This window comes from Neisseria sp. Marseille-Q2251 (assembly GCF_940793045.1).
Lineage (GTDB): Bacteria > Pseudomonadota > Gammaproteobacteria > Burkholderiales > Neisseriaceae > Neisseria.
Genome location: NZ_CALNWV010000052.1, coordinates 1 through 15,272 on the forward strand (window position 1 = coordinate 1; position 15,272 = coordinate 15,272).

The 15,272-nt window shown below is 52.1% G+C and carries 17 protein-coding genes, 1 pseudogene and 1 riboswitch; of the genes and pseudogenes, 5 read left to right on the top strand and 13 right to left on the bottom strand.

Features of this window, described 5'->3' with window-relative positions:
- Nucleotides 1-193 precede the first annotated feature (193 nt).
- Both AAG834_RS12430 and AAG834_RS12435 read right to left on the bottom strand, forming a co-directional pair.
- Entirely contained in the window at nucleotides 194-637 is a 444-nt protein-coding gene (locus tag AAG834_RS12430) for a pyridoxamine 5'-phosphate oxidase family protein (protein ID WP_342032311.1), read from the bottom strand.
- Nucleotides 638-701: 64 nt separating this feature from the next.
- Nucleotides 702-1,346 carry a hypothetical protein gene (locus AAG834_RS12435; RefSeq protein ID WP_342032312.1) on the bottom strand — a complete coding sequence of 215 codons (645 nt, stop codon included), beginning with the start codon at nucleotides 1,344-1,346 and terminating at the stop codon, nucleotides 702-704.
- A 244-nt stretch (nucleotides 1,347-1,590) separates the two neighbouring features.
- Here AAG834_RS12435 and rnhB point away from each other — a divergent pair, with 244 nt between their 5' ends.
- Nucleotides 1,591-2,184 (top strand): ribonuclease HII, encoded by a 594-nt coding sequence (gene rnhB / locus AAG834_RS12440; RefSeq protein WP_342032313.1) that lies wholly within the window; start codon nucleotides 1,591-1,593, stop codon nucleotides 2,182-2,184.
- Between the two features lie 201 nt (nucleotides 2,185-2,385).
- Nucleotides 2,386-3,345, top strand: coding sequence for a bile acid:sodium symporter family protein (locus AAG834_RS12445; RefSeq protein ID WP_342032314.1), 960 nt, complete (start codon nucleotides 2,386-2,388; stop codon nucleotides 3,343-3,345).
- A 76-nt stretch (nucleotides 3,346-3,421) separates the two neighbouring features.
- Here AAG834_RS12445 and AAG834_RS12450 read toward each other — a convergent pair whose 3' ends face one another.
- The 3 genes from AAG834_RS12450 to AAG834_RS12460 are packed head-to-tail and all read right to left on the bottom strand — an operon-like array spanning nucleotide 3,422 to nucleotide 4,849.
- Nucleotides 3,422-4,210 (bottom strand): thiazole synthase, encoded by a 789-nt coding sequence (locus AAG834_RS12450; RefSeq protein ID WP_003759283.1) that lies wholly within the window; start codon nucleotides 4,208-4,210, stop codon nucleotides 3,422-3,424.
- Nucleotides 4,211-4,270: 60 nt separating this feature from the next.
- Entirely contained in the window at nucleotides 4,271-4,465 is a 195-nt protein-coding gene (thiS, locus tag AAG834_RS12455; protein ID WP_003684673.1) for a sulfur carrier protein ThiS, read from the bottom strand.
- A 30-nt stretch (nucleotides 4,466-4,495) separates the two neighbouring features.
- A complete protein-coding gene (locus AAG834_RS12460) occupies nucleotides 4,496-4,849 on the bottom strand; it encodes a winged helix-turn-helix transcriptional regulator (RefSeq protein ID WP_003684634.1) in 354 nt (117 codons plus the stop codon).
- 104 nt (nucleotides 4,850-4,953) lie between these two features.
- Here AAG834_RS12460 and AAG834_RS12465 point away from each other — a divergent pair, with 104 nt between their 5' ends.
- The gene (locus tag AAG834_RS12465) at nucleotides 4,954-5,973 is read left to right on the top strand and encodes a zinc-binding alcohol dehydrogenase family protein (protein ID WP_342032315.1); all 1,020 of its coding nucleotides are present in this window, start codon (nucleotides 4,954-4,956) and stop codon (nucleotides 5,971-5,973) included.
- 132 nt (nucleotides 5,974-6,105) lie between these two features.
- Here the strand turns inward: AAG834_RS12465 and thiE are convergent, their stop codons facing one another.
- The 4 genes from thiE to AAG834_RS12485 all read right to left on the bottom strand — a co-directional run bounded on the left by thiE (nucleotide 6,106) and on the right by AAG834_RS12485 (nucleotide 9,767).
- Nucleotides 6,106-6,723: a thiamine phosphate synthase gene (thiE, locus tag AAG834_RS12470; protein ID WP_342032316.1), complete on the bottom strand. Its 618-nt coding sequence runs from the start codon at nucleotides 6,721-6,723 to the stop codon at nucleotides 6,106-6,108.
- A gap of 16 nt (nucleotides 6,724-6,739) precedes the next feature.
- Complete coding sequence (locus tag AAG834_RS12475) at nucleotides 6,740-7,387, bottom strand: nuclease-related domain-containing protein (protein WP_342032317.1); 648 nt, start codon at nucleotides 7,385-7,387, stop codon at nucleotides 6,740-6,742.
- A gap of 74 nt (nucleotides 7,388-7,461) precedes the next feature.
- Nucleotides 7,462-8,523, bottom strand: a complete 1,062-nt coding sequence (locus AAG834_RS12480) for a WG repeat-containing protein (RefSeq protein WP_342032318.1) — start codon at nucleotides 8,521-8,523, stop codon at nucleotides 7,462-7,464.
- 149 nt (nucleotides 8,524-8,672) lie between these two features.
- Nucleotides 8,673-9,767, bottom strand: coding sequence for an FAD-dependent oxidoreductase (locus tag AAG834_RS12485; protein ID WP_342032319.1), 1,095 nt, complete (start codon nucleotides 9,765-9,767; stop codon nucleotides 8,673-8,675).
- Nucleotides 9,768-9,874: 107 nt separating this feature from the next.
- A riboswitch (TPP riboswitch) is annotated at nucleotides 9,875-9,984 on the bottom strand.
- A gap of 225 nt (nucleotides 9,985-10,209) precedes the next feature.
- Between AAG834_RS12485 and AAG834_RS12490 the strand changes: the two genes are divergently transcribed.
- Nucleotides 10,210-10,953 carry a PP2C family protein-serine/threonine phosphatase gene (locus tag AAG834_RS12490; protein WP_342032320.1) on the top strand — a complete coding sequence of 248 codons (744 nt, stop codon included), beginning with the start codon at nucleotides 10,210-10,212 and terminating at the stop codon, nucleotides 10,951-10,953.
- An 87-nt stretch (nucleotides 10,954-11,040) separates the two neighbouring features.
- Here AAG834_RS12490 and AAG834_RS12495 read toward each other — a convergent pair whose 3' ends face one another.
- The 3 genes and pseudogenes from AAG834_RS12495 to AAG834_RS12505 all read right to left on the bottom strand — a co-directional run bounded on the left by AAG834_RS12495 (nucleotide 11,041) and on the right by AAG834_RS12505 (nucleotide 13,622).
- Nucleotides 11,041-11,451, bottom strand: a complete 411-nt coding sequence (locus AAG834_RS12495; RefSeq protein ID WP_342032321.1) for a hypothetical protein — start codon at nucleotides 11,449-11,451, stop codon at nucleotides 11,041-11,043.
- Between the two features lie 131 nt (nucleotides 11,452-11,582).
- Nucleotides 11,583-12,509 (bottom strand): annotated as a pseudogene (locus tag AAG834_RS12500) (IS5 family transposase); the annotation flags it as partial.
- Between the two features lie 162 nt (nucleotides 12,510-12,671).
- Nucleotides 12,672-13,622 (bottom strand): CysB family HTH-type transcriptional regulator, encoded by a 951-nt coding sequence (locus tag AAG834_RS12505; RefSeq protein ID WP_342032322.1) that lies wholly within the window; start codon nucleotides 13,620-13,622, stop codon nucleotides 12,672-12,674.
- A gap of 441 nt (nucleotides 13,623-14,063) precedes the next feature.
- Here AAG834_RS12505 and AAG834_RS12510 point away from each other — a divergent pair, with 441 nt between their 5' ends.
- A complete protein-coding gene (locus AAG834_RS12510; protein WP_070512409.1) occupies nucleotides 14,064-14,825 on the top strand; it encodes an OmpA family protein in 762 nt (253 codons plus the stop codon).
- 171 nt (nucleotides 14,826-14,996) lie between these two features.
- Here the strand turns inward: AAG834_RS12510 and AAG834_RS12515 are convergent.
- The coding region (locus tag AAG834_RS12515; protein ID WP_342032323.1) for a hypothetical protein at nucleotides 14,997-15,272 on the bottom strand (276 nt) is incomplete at its 5' end.

A 15,272-nucleotide genomic window follows, 5' to 3' on the forward strand; every position in this document is an offset into this window, starting at 1 on the left:
ATTATGGGGCGTCCGGGGAGGATTAAGGGGGTATTTGGGTAGAATCAGGAGTGATTGGGGCGGAAACAGCCGAAAACCTGTGTTGGGGTTTCGGCTGTTGAAGGAAGGGCTTTTTTGCAAAGGTCTCGGGTCGTCTGAAAACCTTTATTTTTGACATTGGGTTTATGAAATCCATCACCAAGACTTTAATGATTCAGGCGTTTTGGGCTTCCCGCTGCCAAAGGGTTTTTTGGGCGAAAACCAGTTTGTTGTCCGTAAATTTCACGTTTTCCAAATGCAACGACCAAACATCGCTTTTCATCGCGCGGGCAATCGGATGGGCTTTGTAATAGAGGGCGAGCGCTGCTTTTTTCTCTGTTTCGTCGGTCAGCAGTTGCGCGCTGGCTGTCAGTTGTATGCCGTTGATTTTGGCGATATTTTCCGGCTGGCCTGCGATGGTTCCGGCGATGTTCGGATTTTTCAGCATCAGGCTGCCGTGTTTGGATTGCGCCGAAGTCAGGACAATCAGCCTTGCTTGCGCTTCATCGGGCACATAAAAGCAGCAGGCGCTCCAAATTTCGCCGTCTGCGGCTGCCGCAATGCTGATCACATGGTTGGTGCGTAGGAATTTGATGATGTTTTCGGGGATGGGCTGCATGGTGGATTTGAATTGAAAATGGTTCGGAAAGCTTGGATTAAAGACTTTCCGAACCATTGTCCGTTTAGCGTTTCATTTCGCCTTCAATGGCGCGGATATTGGCTTGACGGTCGTTGACGGCTTGGGTCAGACGGCTGATTTTTGCCTGATCGCCTTTTTTCTTGGCAACATTCAATTGCGCCTGCGCCCTGACCAAAGCGACTTGTTCGTTGCGGACTTCGTTTTCCAAGATTTGCTTGCGGGTCAGCTGCGGCTTGGGTTTGGATGCCGGCAAGATGGGTGCGGGCAGGATTTTGGCTTTGCGGTTCAACTCGGCGGCGCGGGCTTTTGCCGCTTTCAGGTCGCCGACGGAAGTCGCTTCGCCAAGCTTGCCGTTGCGCAATTTGATGTCCAAACGGGGATTGGCGGCTTCTGCCGTATTGGTTACGCTGCCGCCCGTCGTGCGCGGCAAGACTTTGATGTCGCCCGGCTCGGGAGCTGCTTCCCCGAGGGCTTCTTTCAGGTTGACGCGCTCAGGTACGGCTCTGTCTGCCTCTTCAGGGCTGACGTTTGCAGTGCCGTCCGTATGGGATTCGGTACAATCGTTACCGATTTTTTTCTCGGTAAAGACCGTGTTGCCGTCCACTTTGCAGATATAGCTGGCTTGTGCGGAGAGGGCGGCGCTTCCCAGTCCGAAAGCCAAAATCAGTCGGTAAAAAATCGGTTTCATCTTTATTTCGGTATATAGCAAAGGTTTTGATTATACTATGCAGTCAGTTATAACGAATCAACTTATTTCAAACAAGGTAAAATTTTCCGCTGTCGTCTATCATTGCGAAACGCTGCATGGGGGTATCGTGGGCGCAAACCTAAACAGGCTGCTAAATATGTTGGCGGGCGGCTGGTGGGATGGGTGTTCCGTTTCGGCTGCTCCTTATTTTAAATAATGTCCATTTTTCTATTTTCAAACAACGATGAAAAATTCTTTCCTGATTGCCGGCGTTGACGAGGCAGGGCGGGGGCCTTTGGTCGGCAGCGTGTTTGCCGCTGCCGTTATCCTTCCGCCGTCTTACCATTTGCCCGGTTTGACCGACTCTAAAAAACTCAGCGAGAAAAAACGCGATACGTTGGCGGTCTTGATTAAAGAACAAGCGCTGGCATGGTGTGTCGCACAAGCCGATCCGCAAGAAATTTTCGAACTAAATATCCTTCATGCCACGATGTTGGCAATGAGCCGCGCCGTACACGGGTTGGCGATCAAGCCCGATAAGGTGTTTATCGATGGTAACAGAGTGCCGAAGGGCCTTGGCGTGGATGCCGAAGCGGTGGTCAAAGGCGACAGCAAAATCATGGAAATTTCGGCGGCTTCCGTTTTGGCGAAGATCGCGCGGGATGCCGAGATGTATGCTTTGGCGGAACGTTATCCGCAATACGGTTTCGACAAACACAAAGGCTACGGCACGGCGCAACACCTCGAAGCCTTGCAGCGATACGGCGTATTGCCAGAACACCGACGCGATTTTGCGCCCGTGAAGGCGTTGCTGGCGCAGGGCAGGTTGTTTGAGTGAGGGTAGAATGGCTTAAAGGTCGTCTGAAACGTTTTCAGACGACCTTTTCTTTACATCCCGTTACAAAGCCGTGTATGCTTCGCGTTTAGACGGATGTGAAACAAATATCAACGGCCAAACAGATTTTGATGTTTGTGTGTTACTTTATTTCACTGTCCTCCTAATCAATAATTTTATCAACCGATACCGCACATACTATTTATGGACACTATTGCACGAATCAGCCACTTTGTCGGCAAAACCTTCTCATTTTGGGCAGCATTGTGCGCCGCCGTTGCTTTCTTCGAACCCGAATTGTTCAAATGGGTACTGCCTTACATCACTTGGCTTTTGGGCATCATCATGTTCGGCATGGGGCTGACGCTGACGCCGTCAGATTTTAAAATTGTCGCCAGTCATCCCAAAGCCGTCCTTATCGGCGTGGCGGCTCAATTCATTATCATGCCGCTGACTGCCTATTTTTTGGTCAAGTTATTAAATTTGCCTGCTGAAGTTGCCGTGGGTGTGATTTTGGTCGGCTGCTGTCCGGGCGGGACGGCTTCCAATGTGATGACTTTTTTGGCGCGCGGCAACGTTGCCTTGTCCGTTGCAGTTACGTCGGCTTCCACCTTGCTGGCTCCGCTGCTGACGCCTGCTATTTTCCTGCTTTTGGCAGGTAAAATGCTCGACATCAATGCGCAGGCGATGTTTGTTTCCATTGTTCAAATGGTGTTGTTGCCCATCGCGCTCGGCGTGATTGCACATACTGTGTTCCGCAAACAGACCGAAGGTGCTGCCGCTGCCTTGCCTTTGGTTTCGGTGGTTGCCATTGTGCTGATTATCGGTGCGGTCGTTGGCGCGAGCAAAGGCAAAATCATTGAAAGCGGGCTGTTGATTTTCGGTGTCGTGGTGTTACACAACGCCATCGGCTACCTGCTCGGCTTTTTTGCAGCCAAAATCTGCAAGCTGCCGTACGATGCGCAAAAAACGCTCGCTATCGAAGTCGGTATGCAGAATTCCGGTTTGGGTGCGGCATTGGCGGCCACGCATTTTGCCGCAACCCCTGTCGTTGCCGTACCCAGCGCGCTGTTCAGCGTGTGGCACAACATTTCCGGCTCGCTGCTCGCATCTTATTGGTCGGCGAAAGCAGATAAAGAATCGAAAGCGGAATTGTCCGATTAAAAGAGTTCGGCAAAGGACAAAAGGTCGTCTGAACATTTTCAGACGACCTTTTTGCATACCGTCAATACAGTATCCATCAATATTCCGCCGAATGCCAAAACGGCTGCCCCACGGTTGGCGTACTGGCTTGGGCTTTGGTTCGTGCTTCGACCGGTTCAGCTTCAAATGCCAGCCGTCCGGATTCGACGGCGAGTGCGAAGGCGCGTGCCATGTTGACGGGGTCGCCGCTGCGGGAAACGGCGGTGTTCAGCAATACGCCGTCAAAACCCCATTCCATCACTTGCGCCGCCTGCGAGGGCAAACCCAAGCCCGCGTCGATAATCAGCGGCGTGTCGGGCAGGCGTTCGCGCAGGACGTTCAGCGCATAGGCGTGAACCGCGCCCAAACCCGTGCCGATCGGCGCCGCCCACGGCATCAATGCCTGACAGCCCGCGTCAAGCAGGCGGCGGCAGGCAATCAGGTCTTCGGTGCAATAAGGCAGCACTTTGAAGCCGTCTTTAATCAGGATTTCCGCCGCTTCGACGAGCTGGAAGACGTCGGGCTGCAACGTGTCGTCGTCGCCGATGAGCTCGAGTTTGATCCAATCGGTTTCAAACACTTCGCGCGCCATCTGCGCCGTCGTTACCGCTTCCTGCACGCTTTGGCAGCCGGCGGTGTTCGGCAGCACCGGGATACCGATTTCTTCCAAAAGCGACCAAAACCCCTGACCGTGCGCCTCGCCGCCGCTTCCCGCGCGGCGCAGCGAGACGGTAATCATCGCGGGTCGGGCGGTTTGGACGGATTGTTTGAGGATTTCGGGCGTCGGGTAGGCCGCCGTGCCGAGCAGCAGCCGTGAAGGGAAAGTTTCTCCGTATAGGGTGAGCATGATGGGTTCCTTTGTAAGGTTGTTTTTGGGGACAGGGGTCGTCTGAAAAGGTAAAACAGCTTATCCGCCAACTACGGGGCGCACAATATCGACTTTGTCGTTTTCGTTCAAAACCGTTTCCGCATACGCGCCTTTGGCGACAAATCCGGTATTCACGGCGACGGCAAAGGGCTTTTGCGGCGCGGTTTGGGCGATGAGGTCGGCAACGGTCGTGCCGTGAAGTTCGGCGGGTTCGCCGTTTAAGATGATGTTCATGGTTTCTCGATATTTCGTAGGTAAGTTTCTTTATTCGCGATGCGCCTGTTCCTGCTTGAACCCGTCGCCCCATTCCTTCAATGCCGTCAGCACGGGCGCAAGCGTTTTGCCGTAGTCGGTCAGGCGGTATTCCACTCGTGGCGGGACTTCGGGATACACAGTACGCAAAATGATGCCGTCGGCCTCCAATGCGCGCAGTTGCGCGGTCAGCGTGCGTTGAGACACATCGGGCAGGATGCGGCGGATTTGGTTGAAGCGCAGCGTGCCGTCCGTGTGCAGACGGTAGAGTATCGTGCCTTTCCATTTGCCGCCGATAACGGAAAGCGCGGCTTCCACCGAGCAGCCTTCGGCGCAGTCGTAGCTTGGGTGCGGTGTGCGGGGCATGGCAGTATCCTTTATGTAACTATATGAAAAATAAGTGCGTTCTTGTTAATGGTGTACTTCGGGTGCATGATACACGCTTTCAGACGACCTAACAGGAGAACCTTATGAAAGCCATCGGTTTCAACCGCCCTTTGCCCGTTTCCAACCCTGACGCCCTGCTCAACATCAATCTGCCCGAACCCGAACTGCGGCCGCACGATATTTTGGTTGCCGTGCAGGCGGTTTCAGTCAATCCTGTCGATGTGAAAGTTCGGGCGGCGCATACGCCTGCGGCAGGGCAGTACCGCGTATTGGGTTACGACGCGGCAGGCATTGTTCAGGCGGTCGGCAGCGAAGTGCGGAATTTCAAAGTCGGCGACGAAGTGTATTACGCGGGCGCCATCAACCGCCAAGGTTCGAACGCTCAATTACAAGCGGTGGACGCGCGCATTGCCGCCAAAAAGCCGCGTTCGCTGGATTTTGCCCAAGCCGCCGCGCTGCCGCTGACAGCGATTACCGCATGGGAAACGCTGTTCGACCGCTTGGACGTGAACAAACCCGTGGCAGGCGGCGCCAATGCGCTGCTCTTAATCGGCGGCGCAGGCGGGGTCGGCTCGCTTGCCATCCAGTTGCTGAAAAAGCTGACCGACATTCAGGTCATCGCCACCGCTTCCCGCCCCGAAAGCCGCGCGTGGGTGAAGGAACTGGGCGCGGATTTCGTCATCAACCATCATGAAAACATGGCGGAACGGGTTGCCGCGTTAAATATCGGCGCGCCGTCGTTTGTTTTTTCCACCAACCATACCGACCGCCATCTGCCGCAAATCGTGGAACTCATCGCCCCGCAAGGCAGAATCGCACTGATTGACGATCCCGAAACGTTGGACGTGAACCCGCTCAAAGGCAAAAGCCTGTCGTTGCATTGGGAATTTATGTTTACCCGTCCGCTGCGCGAAACGGCAGACATCGAACGGCAGGGCGAAATCCTGGCCGAAACCGCGCGGCTGGTGGACGAAGGCATCATCCGCCCGACCGCCACCCAAATCCTGCACGGCATCAATGCCGCCAACCTGCGCCGCGCACATGAGATGCTGGAACGCGGAGATATGATTGGCAAACTGGTGGTGGAAGGCTGGGACAACTGAATTCGCCGATTATTCTTTGCGCCGTTATACCCGCTTCTGCCTGTATAGCATCCGAAATGACGGCAATCGAATATCCTAGCAATCGAATATCCTAATTGAGCAGGTCGTCTGAAATTTGGCTTTCAGACGACCTTATTCATCCCACAAAGCCTGAAACGCTTTAACCACCGCTTCGGGATTTTCCGCTTCGGTAACGGCACGGACGACGGCGAGTGAGGAAACGCCGGTTGCCAGCACATCTTCGGCGTTGTTCAAATCGATGCCGCCGATGGCGACGACAGGCGTGCTACCTGCCTGTTTCACATATTCGCGCAGTTTTTCCAAGCCTTGCGGGGCGGTGGGCATTTGCTTGGTCGTGGTCGGGAAAATCGCGCCGCTGGCGACGTAGCTGGGATGTACGGACAGGGCGCGGTCGAGTTCGGCGACGGAGTGCGTACTTAAACCCAAACGCAAACCAGCGGCGGCGATGGCGGCAAGGTCGGCGGTGTCCATGTCTTCCTGTCCGAGATGTACGCCGTATGCGCCCACTTCTATCGACTCGCGCCAGTGGTCGTTGATGAAAAGCTGCGTGCGGCTGCCCCGACAGGCGGCGACGCAGCGGGCGATTTCGCGTTTTAATTCATCGCCGTACAAGGTTTTGCAGCGCAGTTGCACCGTGTCGGCACCTGCTTTGACCATGCGCTCCACCCAATCGGCGGTGGGAACGACAGCGTAGAATTTGAGCGGGGATTTTAGGGGCGGGAAGGTCATGGGGTGTCCTTTTAAGTTATCGCTGATGGCGTTCCTGCAGGCGTTCGGTATGCGCCCGCAGTTTTTCGCCGTCGGCTTGGTATTCATTTGAAGACAGCACGGCAGTTGCCGCTTCTATTTCCTGAGGCAGCAATAAGGTCGTCTGAAAACGTCTAATATAGGATGCTGCCTGTCTGATACGGCAGACATTCGGCGGCATTTGCGTTTTCAATTCGCAATCACCGAGAAAAACCACCATTGAATGAAATTTTTCTTCCGGCAGTTGCAGCAGTTCGGATAATGCTTTGATGTGTGCGTAATTTTGGCGCAACGGATTTTGAAAGTAGTGTTTCTGCTTATAGACGACTTGCGTCCATTTCGATTGCTTCTCGCTGCCGAAAATCCAACCTGTGTAATTTTTGGTTTCTATGACAAATATCCCGAAAACCGAAACATAGATATGGTCGATTTGCGTCGTGCCGCTGCGTGACGGAATAATCAAATCGTGAAATTCGATATAGGTTTCTTCATCCAAATCTTTTCCGATTACTGAACGGACTGCCCGTTCGCCTATGCGTCCTTTTACTTTGGGATTTTGGAGCAGCGCTTTCAAAAAAAGTAGGGGAATGACGAGCAGGAAAATCCAAAATATACCTGACAGGTTTCCTATTACTTGTTCAATCATGACGTTTCCTTTTTGTTTTATTGTTTAATAAAGTGAGTAGAGTGGTATAGCTATCTGACGAGGTCGTCTGAAACTCATTTCCTGCGTTTCAACAAGGCTTTTGCTTCGGGATAATCTTTCAAGCGAAACGGGTTGTCGTTCCAAGAGCCGCTTTTCTGTCTTTTGGGTTGTTCGGCAAGTGTGCTGCGGATATCGTGGCGCAGGTGGGTTTCCAGTAGCTGAGGTTTTTCTTCTCCAACAGGTAGGGCGTAGAGCCGTTTGCCGTCGGCGCCGGCGAGAAAGCGTTCGCCTTCAACGGTGTTGCCTTTGTCGTCAAACAGGACGATTTCGTAATACGGATAGCCTTGCACGGGCTGCGACACGATTTCAAAGCGGTAAGCAACGCGTTCTTCGGCAGTTTTGTATGGCGAATAGGAAACTGCTGCCAGTCCGACAATCAGGTTTTTGTAGCGGTTGATGCGTTGCAAAATATCGCGTTCGGCGGCGGTGTAGGCAAACGGGTGCGGATAAAATTTGCCGTTTCGTTCGATGTCGGAAGCGGCACGGCGGGTGTCGCCGGGCGCAACGGTATTACCGCGCGCGTCCATCATGCCCCAAGTGCCACCCTGTACGGCGGTGTATTCTTCGTCCACGCGTACTTCTCGACAGCCGTCGCAAAATGCGGCATAGCCGTATTCAAACTGTCCTGCCCAATCGTGTTGGGCGGGAGTGATCAAGTTGCCCGCGCGGTCGGCAAAACCGACCTTGCCGTCTTTGGAAACATAGCGGCGTTTGCCTTCCGAAAAATAGTCTGCCGCCGCGTCGTACATCATCGGCTGATATAAAAACTTGCCCTGCCGCGAATGCAGGAAAAACGGCGAATAGGCAACTTTGCCCCGAATTTCTCGGCTGCCGTCCAGAAACAGTAACTCGCCATCGGCAGTTTCACCGTGTTCGCACATAAATTCGCAGTTGTATTGCGCAGGGACGATGATTTTGCCGCTTGCGGTTTTCGCACCGAATTTGCCGTTTTGTTTGAAATAAACGATTTTTTCGGCAGAACGCGGTTTGGGGTCGTCTGAAATCTTGGGCGCGGCAAGGGCGGCGGAGTGGGCGAGTAAGAGCGCAGGCAGTAAATACAGGGATTTCAGATTCATTGGAAACCTTTCGTCGATGAGCAATATAGGTAGATCGATGACGATACGGCGTTGACGCGCCTTGCCGTATTATATTCATACAGGCTGGTGTCGGGGCGTGCCGATTTGCTGTAAAACCTATGCCGTGACGTTTTCAGACGACCTCAAACTTATTTTTCAATATACGCCAAACCGCTTTCTTCATCACGTTCGGGCGCGTTTTTTCCGTCAAACAGGGCGACTGCCAATCTGACGGCAGCTGCGGTTACGGCGGGGGAAATCATGAAACCGTGGCGGAAAAGGCCGTTGATTTCAATCAGGTGCCGGGCGCGGCTGTAACGGATTTCGGGATTGTGGTGGTTGAGCGTGGGGCGCAGTCCGGTGGCGATTTCGAGGATGTCGGCTTCGCCGAAGGCGGGGTGGACTGCATAGAGCGCGGACAAGAGTTCCAGCCCGGAACGTACGCTGGCGGGGGCTTGGCTTTCGCTTTCGATTTGGGTCGCGCCGATAACGAAAACGTGGTTTTCTTTCGGAGCGATGTAGAGCGGGTAACGCGGATGGAGCAGGCGCACGGGGCGGTTGAGCGTGATTTCGGGTGTGTAAACCCGCGCCACTTCGCCGCGTATGCCACGCAAGGTGCTGGTGTGTTCGGGAGGTTGGTTCCATGCAGTTTTTGCGCCGTAGCCGCGGCAGTCGATCAGCCAGTCGTATTGGGCTTGAAGGTCTTCGGGGGCGCATTCGTGTTCCCAATGGCAAGGGACGTTCAGCCCATCCAAAGCATCGGCAAGTGCAGACAGCATCTGCCGCCCGTCAAGCTGGCCTTCGGTCGGCAGGTAGATGCCGTCTGAAAAACGTCCGCCGAGCTGTGGTTCGCGTTCGGCGATGTCGTCGGTGCGCCAACGGACGATTTCGTCATCCGCCACGCCGCCGCGTTTGAGATGGCGGACAAATTCGTTAGATAAAGGTTTGTCCTGCCCGTGCCACACGATTAGGCTGCCGTTTTCCTGCATCATGGTCGGCGTTTTCAGACGACCTTTGATGTTGCGCCAAAGCGGAATGCTCTGTCTGCCCAGTTTGATGACTTCAGGCGTAGCTTCGACCGCTTCCGCAGCAGGCGCGAGCATGGCGGCGGCAACATAAGCGGCGGCGTGTTCGCCTTTGCGCCCGCCTTTGTCAAAGAGGGCAACCGATAAACCTTGTTCTGCAAGTTGTAAGGCAGTCAGACGGCCGCAGAGGCCGCCGCCGAGAATGGCGATACGGGGCATGGTGAATTCCTTTGTAGTATTTGGGCAGTCGGGAGGACGAAAGACAAGACGGAAGCGGAATCCACCGAATGGCGGGAAATGCGGGAAAGGGAACGGAAGCCTGAAAAGGCGTTTGACAGCTTGTTTCCTACGCAGGCATTACCCCGACAGGTTCTACGGATTCCGCTGGCGCGGTCTCAGCTGTTTGCAGGAACAAGCAGCACTCCGACAAGAAGTTTCCAGTTTACATAAAATCAATTGCTTTGGCAAAGTCAGGCCGTCTGAAAAATGGGTTTCTGCGTTTTCAGACGACCTGTCGTCAGAAATTTCAGCCGGTTAAGTGCATCAGCATGATTGATATATACTGTCGCTGATGAACAAGGGGCTTGGGCGATGAAATTTTTTTGCGAAAAGTGCGCCGAAGTGGATTCATTTAAATCAGGATGAGGTTGTCAGGATAACCATGTTTCAGCTTGCTTATTTTCAAATGGTCGGTGCCGGTAAAGCACGCAATCAGGATGCCTTGTTTGACGGCACGGCGGTGCGTCAGGTCAGGCTGCACAAAACCCGTTTGTCCGAGGCGGACGATGCCGTGCAGCTGGCAGTGGCAGACGGCGTATCCAGCAGCCCCGCCGCGCATCTCGCCAGCCGGTTTTGGTTGGACGCCTTCGTGCGCGAGGGCGATGCAGAAGGGCGTTTCCTGAGAAGGCTGCACGGCAGCTTCTGCGACACGCTTGCCGATGAATATTTCGGCTCGTCCTCGACGTTTGCTTCAGCAATAGTCGAGGCGGACGGTTTGTGCCGCATCTGCAATGTCGGTGACAGTCGCGTTTACCATATATCTGCTGAAGGTCGCTGGCGGCAGGTAAGCCATGACCACACTGTGTTGGCGGATTTAATCGAGCAGGGGGAAGCGCGGGCAGATACAGAATACGCCGATATGTACTATGCTTTGGCGCACTGCCTGATTGCGGATGATGAAGAAACCCATTTTAAAATTTTTACCGATTCTTTGATCTTGCAAAGAGGCGAGGCAGTTTTGGTTTGTTCTGACGGTCTGCACGACGCGCTATCCCATGAACGCTTGGAAACATTATGGAACGCTTCCCCGTCGTTGCCTGATAAGTTGGAAGCCTTACGCCGAGCAGTGAAAAAGGTTCCCTATTATGACGATTGTTCGGTAGCAGTATGCCTGTGGCAAAGATAGTGAACCAATTCTAAAATCGGTTACACAGTTTCGTGAGAAATTTCAAAGGATTGGGTGCAAAGGGTCGTCTGAAAAGGGATTCTCTGTTCAATTCATATTTCGAAAAAAGTATTTCAACCATCTCATCAACGCCGCCAGCAGTATGCCGATTGACAATCCCACCAAGGCTGCCTGCCACGTCCCTTTGATCAGTAGCGCGCTGACCAAACCGCCGATTGCGCCGCACAGATATTTGTCGCGCCGTTTGAATTTAAACGTCTGCTCGGCTAAACCTTCTTCTATAAGCCAAATTGCAAAGAGCGTAACCAACGCTAAAAAGAAGCCGATAGTAATGTGCCAGGGCTTATTCACACGACCAAGGACTTTATCCAGAATTATTTCTCCGCCGAATAACAGTCCGAGAATAATGGAACCGACCAGCAATATCACATAGCCCACCATGTTGCTAGTGACGAGCCAGTCAAGAATTCGTTCGCATAGTTTTTTGAGAAACTTCATGGGTGGTCTGTTGTTGGGTTGGATGGGAAAGTATAGTGGATTAAATTTAAACCAGTACGGCGTTGCCTTGCCTTACCGTACTATTTGTACTGTCTGCGGCTTCGTCGCCTTGTCCTGATTTAAATTTAATCCACTATAATCAGCCCGAAATAGGCTGCCTGGGCATAGCGGAATTTACGGTGCAGCGTACCAAAGCTCTGTTCGACCACATAACGGGTCTTCGACAAATATCGGTTGCGTTTGGTTTGTGCTTCCGTCAGCGGACGGTTGCGGTGGGCTTTGCGTATAATGCCGTCCAGCAACTGATGGTCTTCCAGATGTTGCCGGTTTTCCGCACTGTCGTAGCCTTTATCGGCATAGACGGTCGTATCTTCGGTCAGACCTTCCAACAAAGGCGACAGATGGTTGCACTCATGGGTATTGGCGGGGGTGATGTGCAGTTTCTCGATATAGCCTTCCTCATCGGTGCGGGTATGTTGTTTGTAACCGAGTTTGTAGAGGCCGTTTTTCTTTGTCCAGCGGGCATCGCTGTCTTTGCTCGGTGTGGTTTGGCCGCTGACTTGTCCTTCGTCATCGACTTCTATGGCCTGACGCTGTTTGCTGCCGGCGGTTTGAATAATGGTGGCGTCAATGACGGCGGCGGATGCTTTCTCTATTTTTAGGCCTTTTTCGGTCAGTTGGCGGTTAATCAGTTCCAGCAGTTCGGACAGGGTGTTGTCTTGCGCCAGCCAGTTGCGGTAGCGGCATAAGGTGCTGTAATCGGGGATGCTCAGTTCGTCAAAACGGCAAAATAGGTTGAAATCGATGCGGGTGATGAGGCTGTGTTCGAGTTCGGGATCGGAGAGGCTGTGCCATTGTCCGAGCAGGACGGCTTTGAACATGGACAACAGGGGATAGGCAGGACGGCCGCGGTGGTCTCTAAGGTAACGGGTTCTTTGACGATTCAGGTACTGTTCGATCGGTTGCCAATCAATCACTTGATCCAACTTCAACAGTGGGAAGCGGTCGATGTGTTTGGCGATCATGGCTTGGGCGGTTTGCCGGAAGAAGGTGCTCATGGAAAATCCCCTAAATGTCTTGATGGGAATTTAGGGGGTTTTGGGGAATTTTGCAAAGGTCTCACATTGAATTTCAAAGCCCCCGGCCAATATCAACCGCACTAAAAAAGGTCGTCTGAAAAACATTTCTGCTTTTCAGACGACCTCTTGCCATATCCAAAATCAAATAGAGAAATCTTCGACCACCGGCGTATAAAGAATACGATCCACCACATCCCGCGTCAGCTTCGGCGAGAACATTTCGATAAAATCGTAGGTATAACCGCGAAGATAAGTATCCGAGCGTACCGCCATCCAAATGGGCGAAGGCTCAAACAGATGCGCCGCATCGACCAATTCCAAATCCGAATCTTTCTCCGGATCAAATGCCATCTTCGCCATCAATCCGACACCAAGCCCCAGTCGGACATAAGTCTTCAACACATCCGTATCCGCTGCCGACAACACCACATCCGGATTATCCAAATGCGCCTTATTAAAAGCACGCGCAATACTGCTGCCCTGATTAAATGCAAATTCGTAAGTAATCAAAGGAAACGAAGCCAAATCCTCAATACTTAAAGGATTCATACATTCCAACAAAGGATGCTCTTTCGGCACGATGACCGCATGGTTCCATTCATCACACGTCAACTTGCTCAGTTCGGGATGATCGTCAATCCGCTCCGTCACAATCGCAATATCCGCCTCGCCATTACTGACCATTTGCGCAATAGCAGCAGGGCTCCCCTGCTTGATCGTCAGATTGACCCTTGGGTAACGCTTCACAAAATCCGCCACAATCAAAGGCAGCGCATAGCGTGCCTGCGTATGCGTCGTCGCAATCGTCAGAGCACCGCTGTCGTGATCGGTAAACTCGCTGCCGATATTCTTAATATTTTGGACATCGCGCAAAATCCGTTCCGAAATTTCCAACACCGCCTTACCCGGTTGGGAAACAGACACCACACGCTTGCCGCTGCGTATAAAAATCTGCACCCCCAGTTCTTCTTCCAAAAGGCGGATTTGCTTGGAAATACCCGGTTGCGAAGTAAATAGCGCATCCGCAGCCTCAGATACATTCAAATTATGGCGGTACACCTCCAATGCATACCGCAATTGCTGTAATTTCATAGGTAGTCCGGTTGTATTGTGTTTGTATGTTTTATACGACAAGCGGCACATAATTTAACATATTTTGCCGGATTTGTCGGATATCCAAAAAACACACAAGGAAGTTTTTGTTTTCAATAAAACTATACATATAAACTATGAAAACCGTCTTTACAGCACGCAAACTCTTGTTGCGTTTCCGCAACTGCAAATAGAAACAGACCCGAATTTCCTGATAAATAAATGACACAAGCTTGATTTTTAGGCATGATTCACCATTAGGAGGCAAGCAGTTTCATGTTTTTATCAAGGCATCGAGTATTGACAGTCTGTGCCATGCTTCTTTATAGTGCAAACTGATATATCCGATTTGCCGCTGTTTTATGCTGCGGCCTGTATATTGGTAATTTGCTGCGGCTGCTTCCTGTATCCGCCGCATAACAATTTTGATGAGGGAATAAAATGACCAAACAGCTGAAATTAAGCGCATTGTTCGTTGCATTGGTTGCTTCAGGCACTGCAATGGCAAGTGAAGCGCACACCAAACACGGCTACACCGTAAGCAGCCAATCTCAAGAAGTCGTCCGTAACAACTACGGCGAGTGCTGGAAAAACAGCTACTTCGACAAAGAAACCCAAGGTCGTGTCGAATGTGGTGACCGCGAAGCGGTAGCCGCAGTTCAACAAGCTCCCGAATACGTTGACGAAACTGTTTCCCTGTCTGCGAAAACCCTGTTCGGCTTCGACAAAGACATCCTGCGTCCTGAAGCTCAAGAAAACCTGAACAGCTTGGCTCAACGCCTGAGCAACGAAAACGTACAAACCGTACGTGTTGAAGGTCACACCGACTTCATGGGTTCTGAAGAGTACAACCAAAACCTGTCTGAGCGTCGTGCTAACGTAGTTGCCAACTACCTAGTTAACCGCGGTGTTCCTTCCAACAAGATCTCCGCAGCCGGCTTGGGCGAATCTCAAGCTCAAATGACTGCTACTTGTGAAGCCGAAGTTTCAAGACTGGGCAAAAAAGTATCTAAAGCCAAAAAACGTTCTGCTCTGATCGCATGTATCGAGCCTGATCGTCGCGTTGACGTGAAAATCCGCAGCGTTGTTACCAAACAAGTTGCTCCGGGTCAAACAATTGAAGGTCAAGGCGAGCGTCCTGCAGTGGATGAAGGTTGGATTCCTTCTCCATACAACGGCGTACACGGCTACGCTAAGCCTTAATCGAAACACCCCAAAAACCCCGCTTCCCAGCGGGGTTTTTATTTTGTCGGATTAACGTTGATACAAAGGTCGTCTGAAAAATCGAGATCTATTTTCTTTGCACTTTGCCACAATCTATCCTTTCAGACGACCTAGATTTTCCTCAAGAATCCTTTTATACCTCTTCTTTTCTCAATCTATCCGATAGAAGCTAAAAATCTCAGTATCAACCCGCCATATATCGCCGTCACCATTTGACACAGATAATAGCCGAATACAAAAAATTAAAAAGCGCACCAAAGCAAAAGGTCGTCTGAAAACCATAAAACCTGTTTTCAGATGACGGCGGATTCGCATTTGAAGTGCAACTTTCCATAACAGAAAAAGGCCAGTATGCGGTAGCATACGGCCTTTCCTGCAAGAAAGATTGCCATGAGCTACACACAACTGACCCAAGACGAACGATAC

Excerpts from the sequence above, each read along its gene's own strand:
- AAG834_RS12430 (WP_342032311.1), bottom strand. The coding sequence starts at position 637 with ATGCAGCCCATCCCCGAAAACATCATCAAATTCCTACGCACCAACCAT.
- AAG834_RS12435 (WP_342032312.1), bottom strand. The coding sequence starts at position 1,346 with ATGAAACCGATTTTTTACCGACTGATTTTGGCTTTCGGACTGGGAAGC.
- rnhB (WP_342032313.1), top strand. The coding sequence starts at position 1,591 with ATGAAAAATTCTTTCCTGATTGCCGGCGTTGACGAGGCAGGGCGGGGG.
- AAG834_RS12445 (WP_342032314.1), top strand. The coding sequence starts at position 2,386 with ATGGACACTATTGCACGAATCAGCCACTTTGTCGGCAAAACCTTCTCA.
- AAG834_RS12450 (WP_003759283.1), bottom strand. The coding sequence starts at position 4,210 with ATGCTCACCCTATACGGAGAAACTTTCCCTTCACGGCTGCTGCTCGGC.
- thiS (WP_003684673.1), bottom strand. The coding sequence starts at position 4,465 with ATGAACATCATCTTAAACGGCGAACCCGCCGAACTTCACGGCACGACC.
- AAG834_RS12460 (WP_003684634.1), bottom strand. The coding sequence starts at position 4,849 with ATGCCCCGCACACCGCACCCAAGCTACGACTGCGCCGAAGGCTGCTCG.
- AAG834_RS12465 (WP_342032315.1), top strand. The coding sequence starts at position 4,954 with ATGAAAGCCATCGGTTTCAACCGCCCTTTGCCCGTTTCCAACCCTGAC.
- thiE (WP_342032316.1), bottom strand. The coding sequence starts at position 6,723 with ATGACCTTCCCGCCCCTAAAATCCCCGCTCAAATTCTACGCTGTCGTT.
- AAG834_RS12475 (WP_342032317.1), bottom strand. The coding sequence starts at position 7,387 with ATGATTGAACAAGTAATAGGAAACCTGTCAGGTATATTTTGGATTTTC.
- AAG834_RS12480 (WP_342032318.1), bottom strand. The coding sequence starts at position 8,523 with ATGAATCTGAAATCCCTGTATTTACTGCCTGCGCTCTTACTCGCCCAC.
- AAG834_RS12485 (WP_342032319.1), bottom strand. The coding sequence starts at position 9,767 with ATGCCCCGTATCGCCATTCTCGGCGGCGGCCTCTGCGGCCGTCTGACT.
- AAG834_RS12490 (WP_342032320.1), top strand. The coding sequence starts at position 10,210 with ATGTTTCAGCTTGCTTATTTTCAAATGGTCGGTGCCGGTAAAGCACGC.
- AAG834_RS12495 (WP_342032321.1), bottom strand. The coding sequence starts at position 11,451 with ATGAAGTTTCTCAAAAAACTATGCGAACGAATTCTTGACTGGCTCGTC.
- AAG834_RS12505 (WP_342032322.1), bottom strand. The coding sequence starts at position 13,622 with ATGAAATTACAGCAATTGCGGTATGCATTGGAGGTGTACCGCCATAAT.
- AAG834_RS12510 (WP_070512409.1), top strand. The coding sequence starts at position 14,064 with ATGACCAAACAGCTGAAATTAAGCGCATTGTTCGTTGCATTGGTTGCT.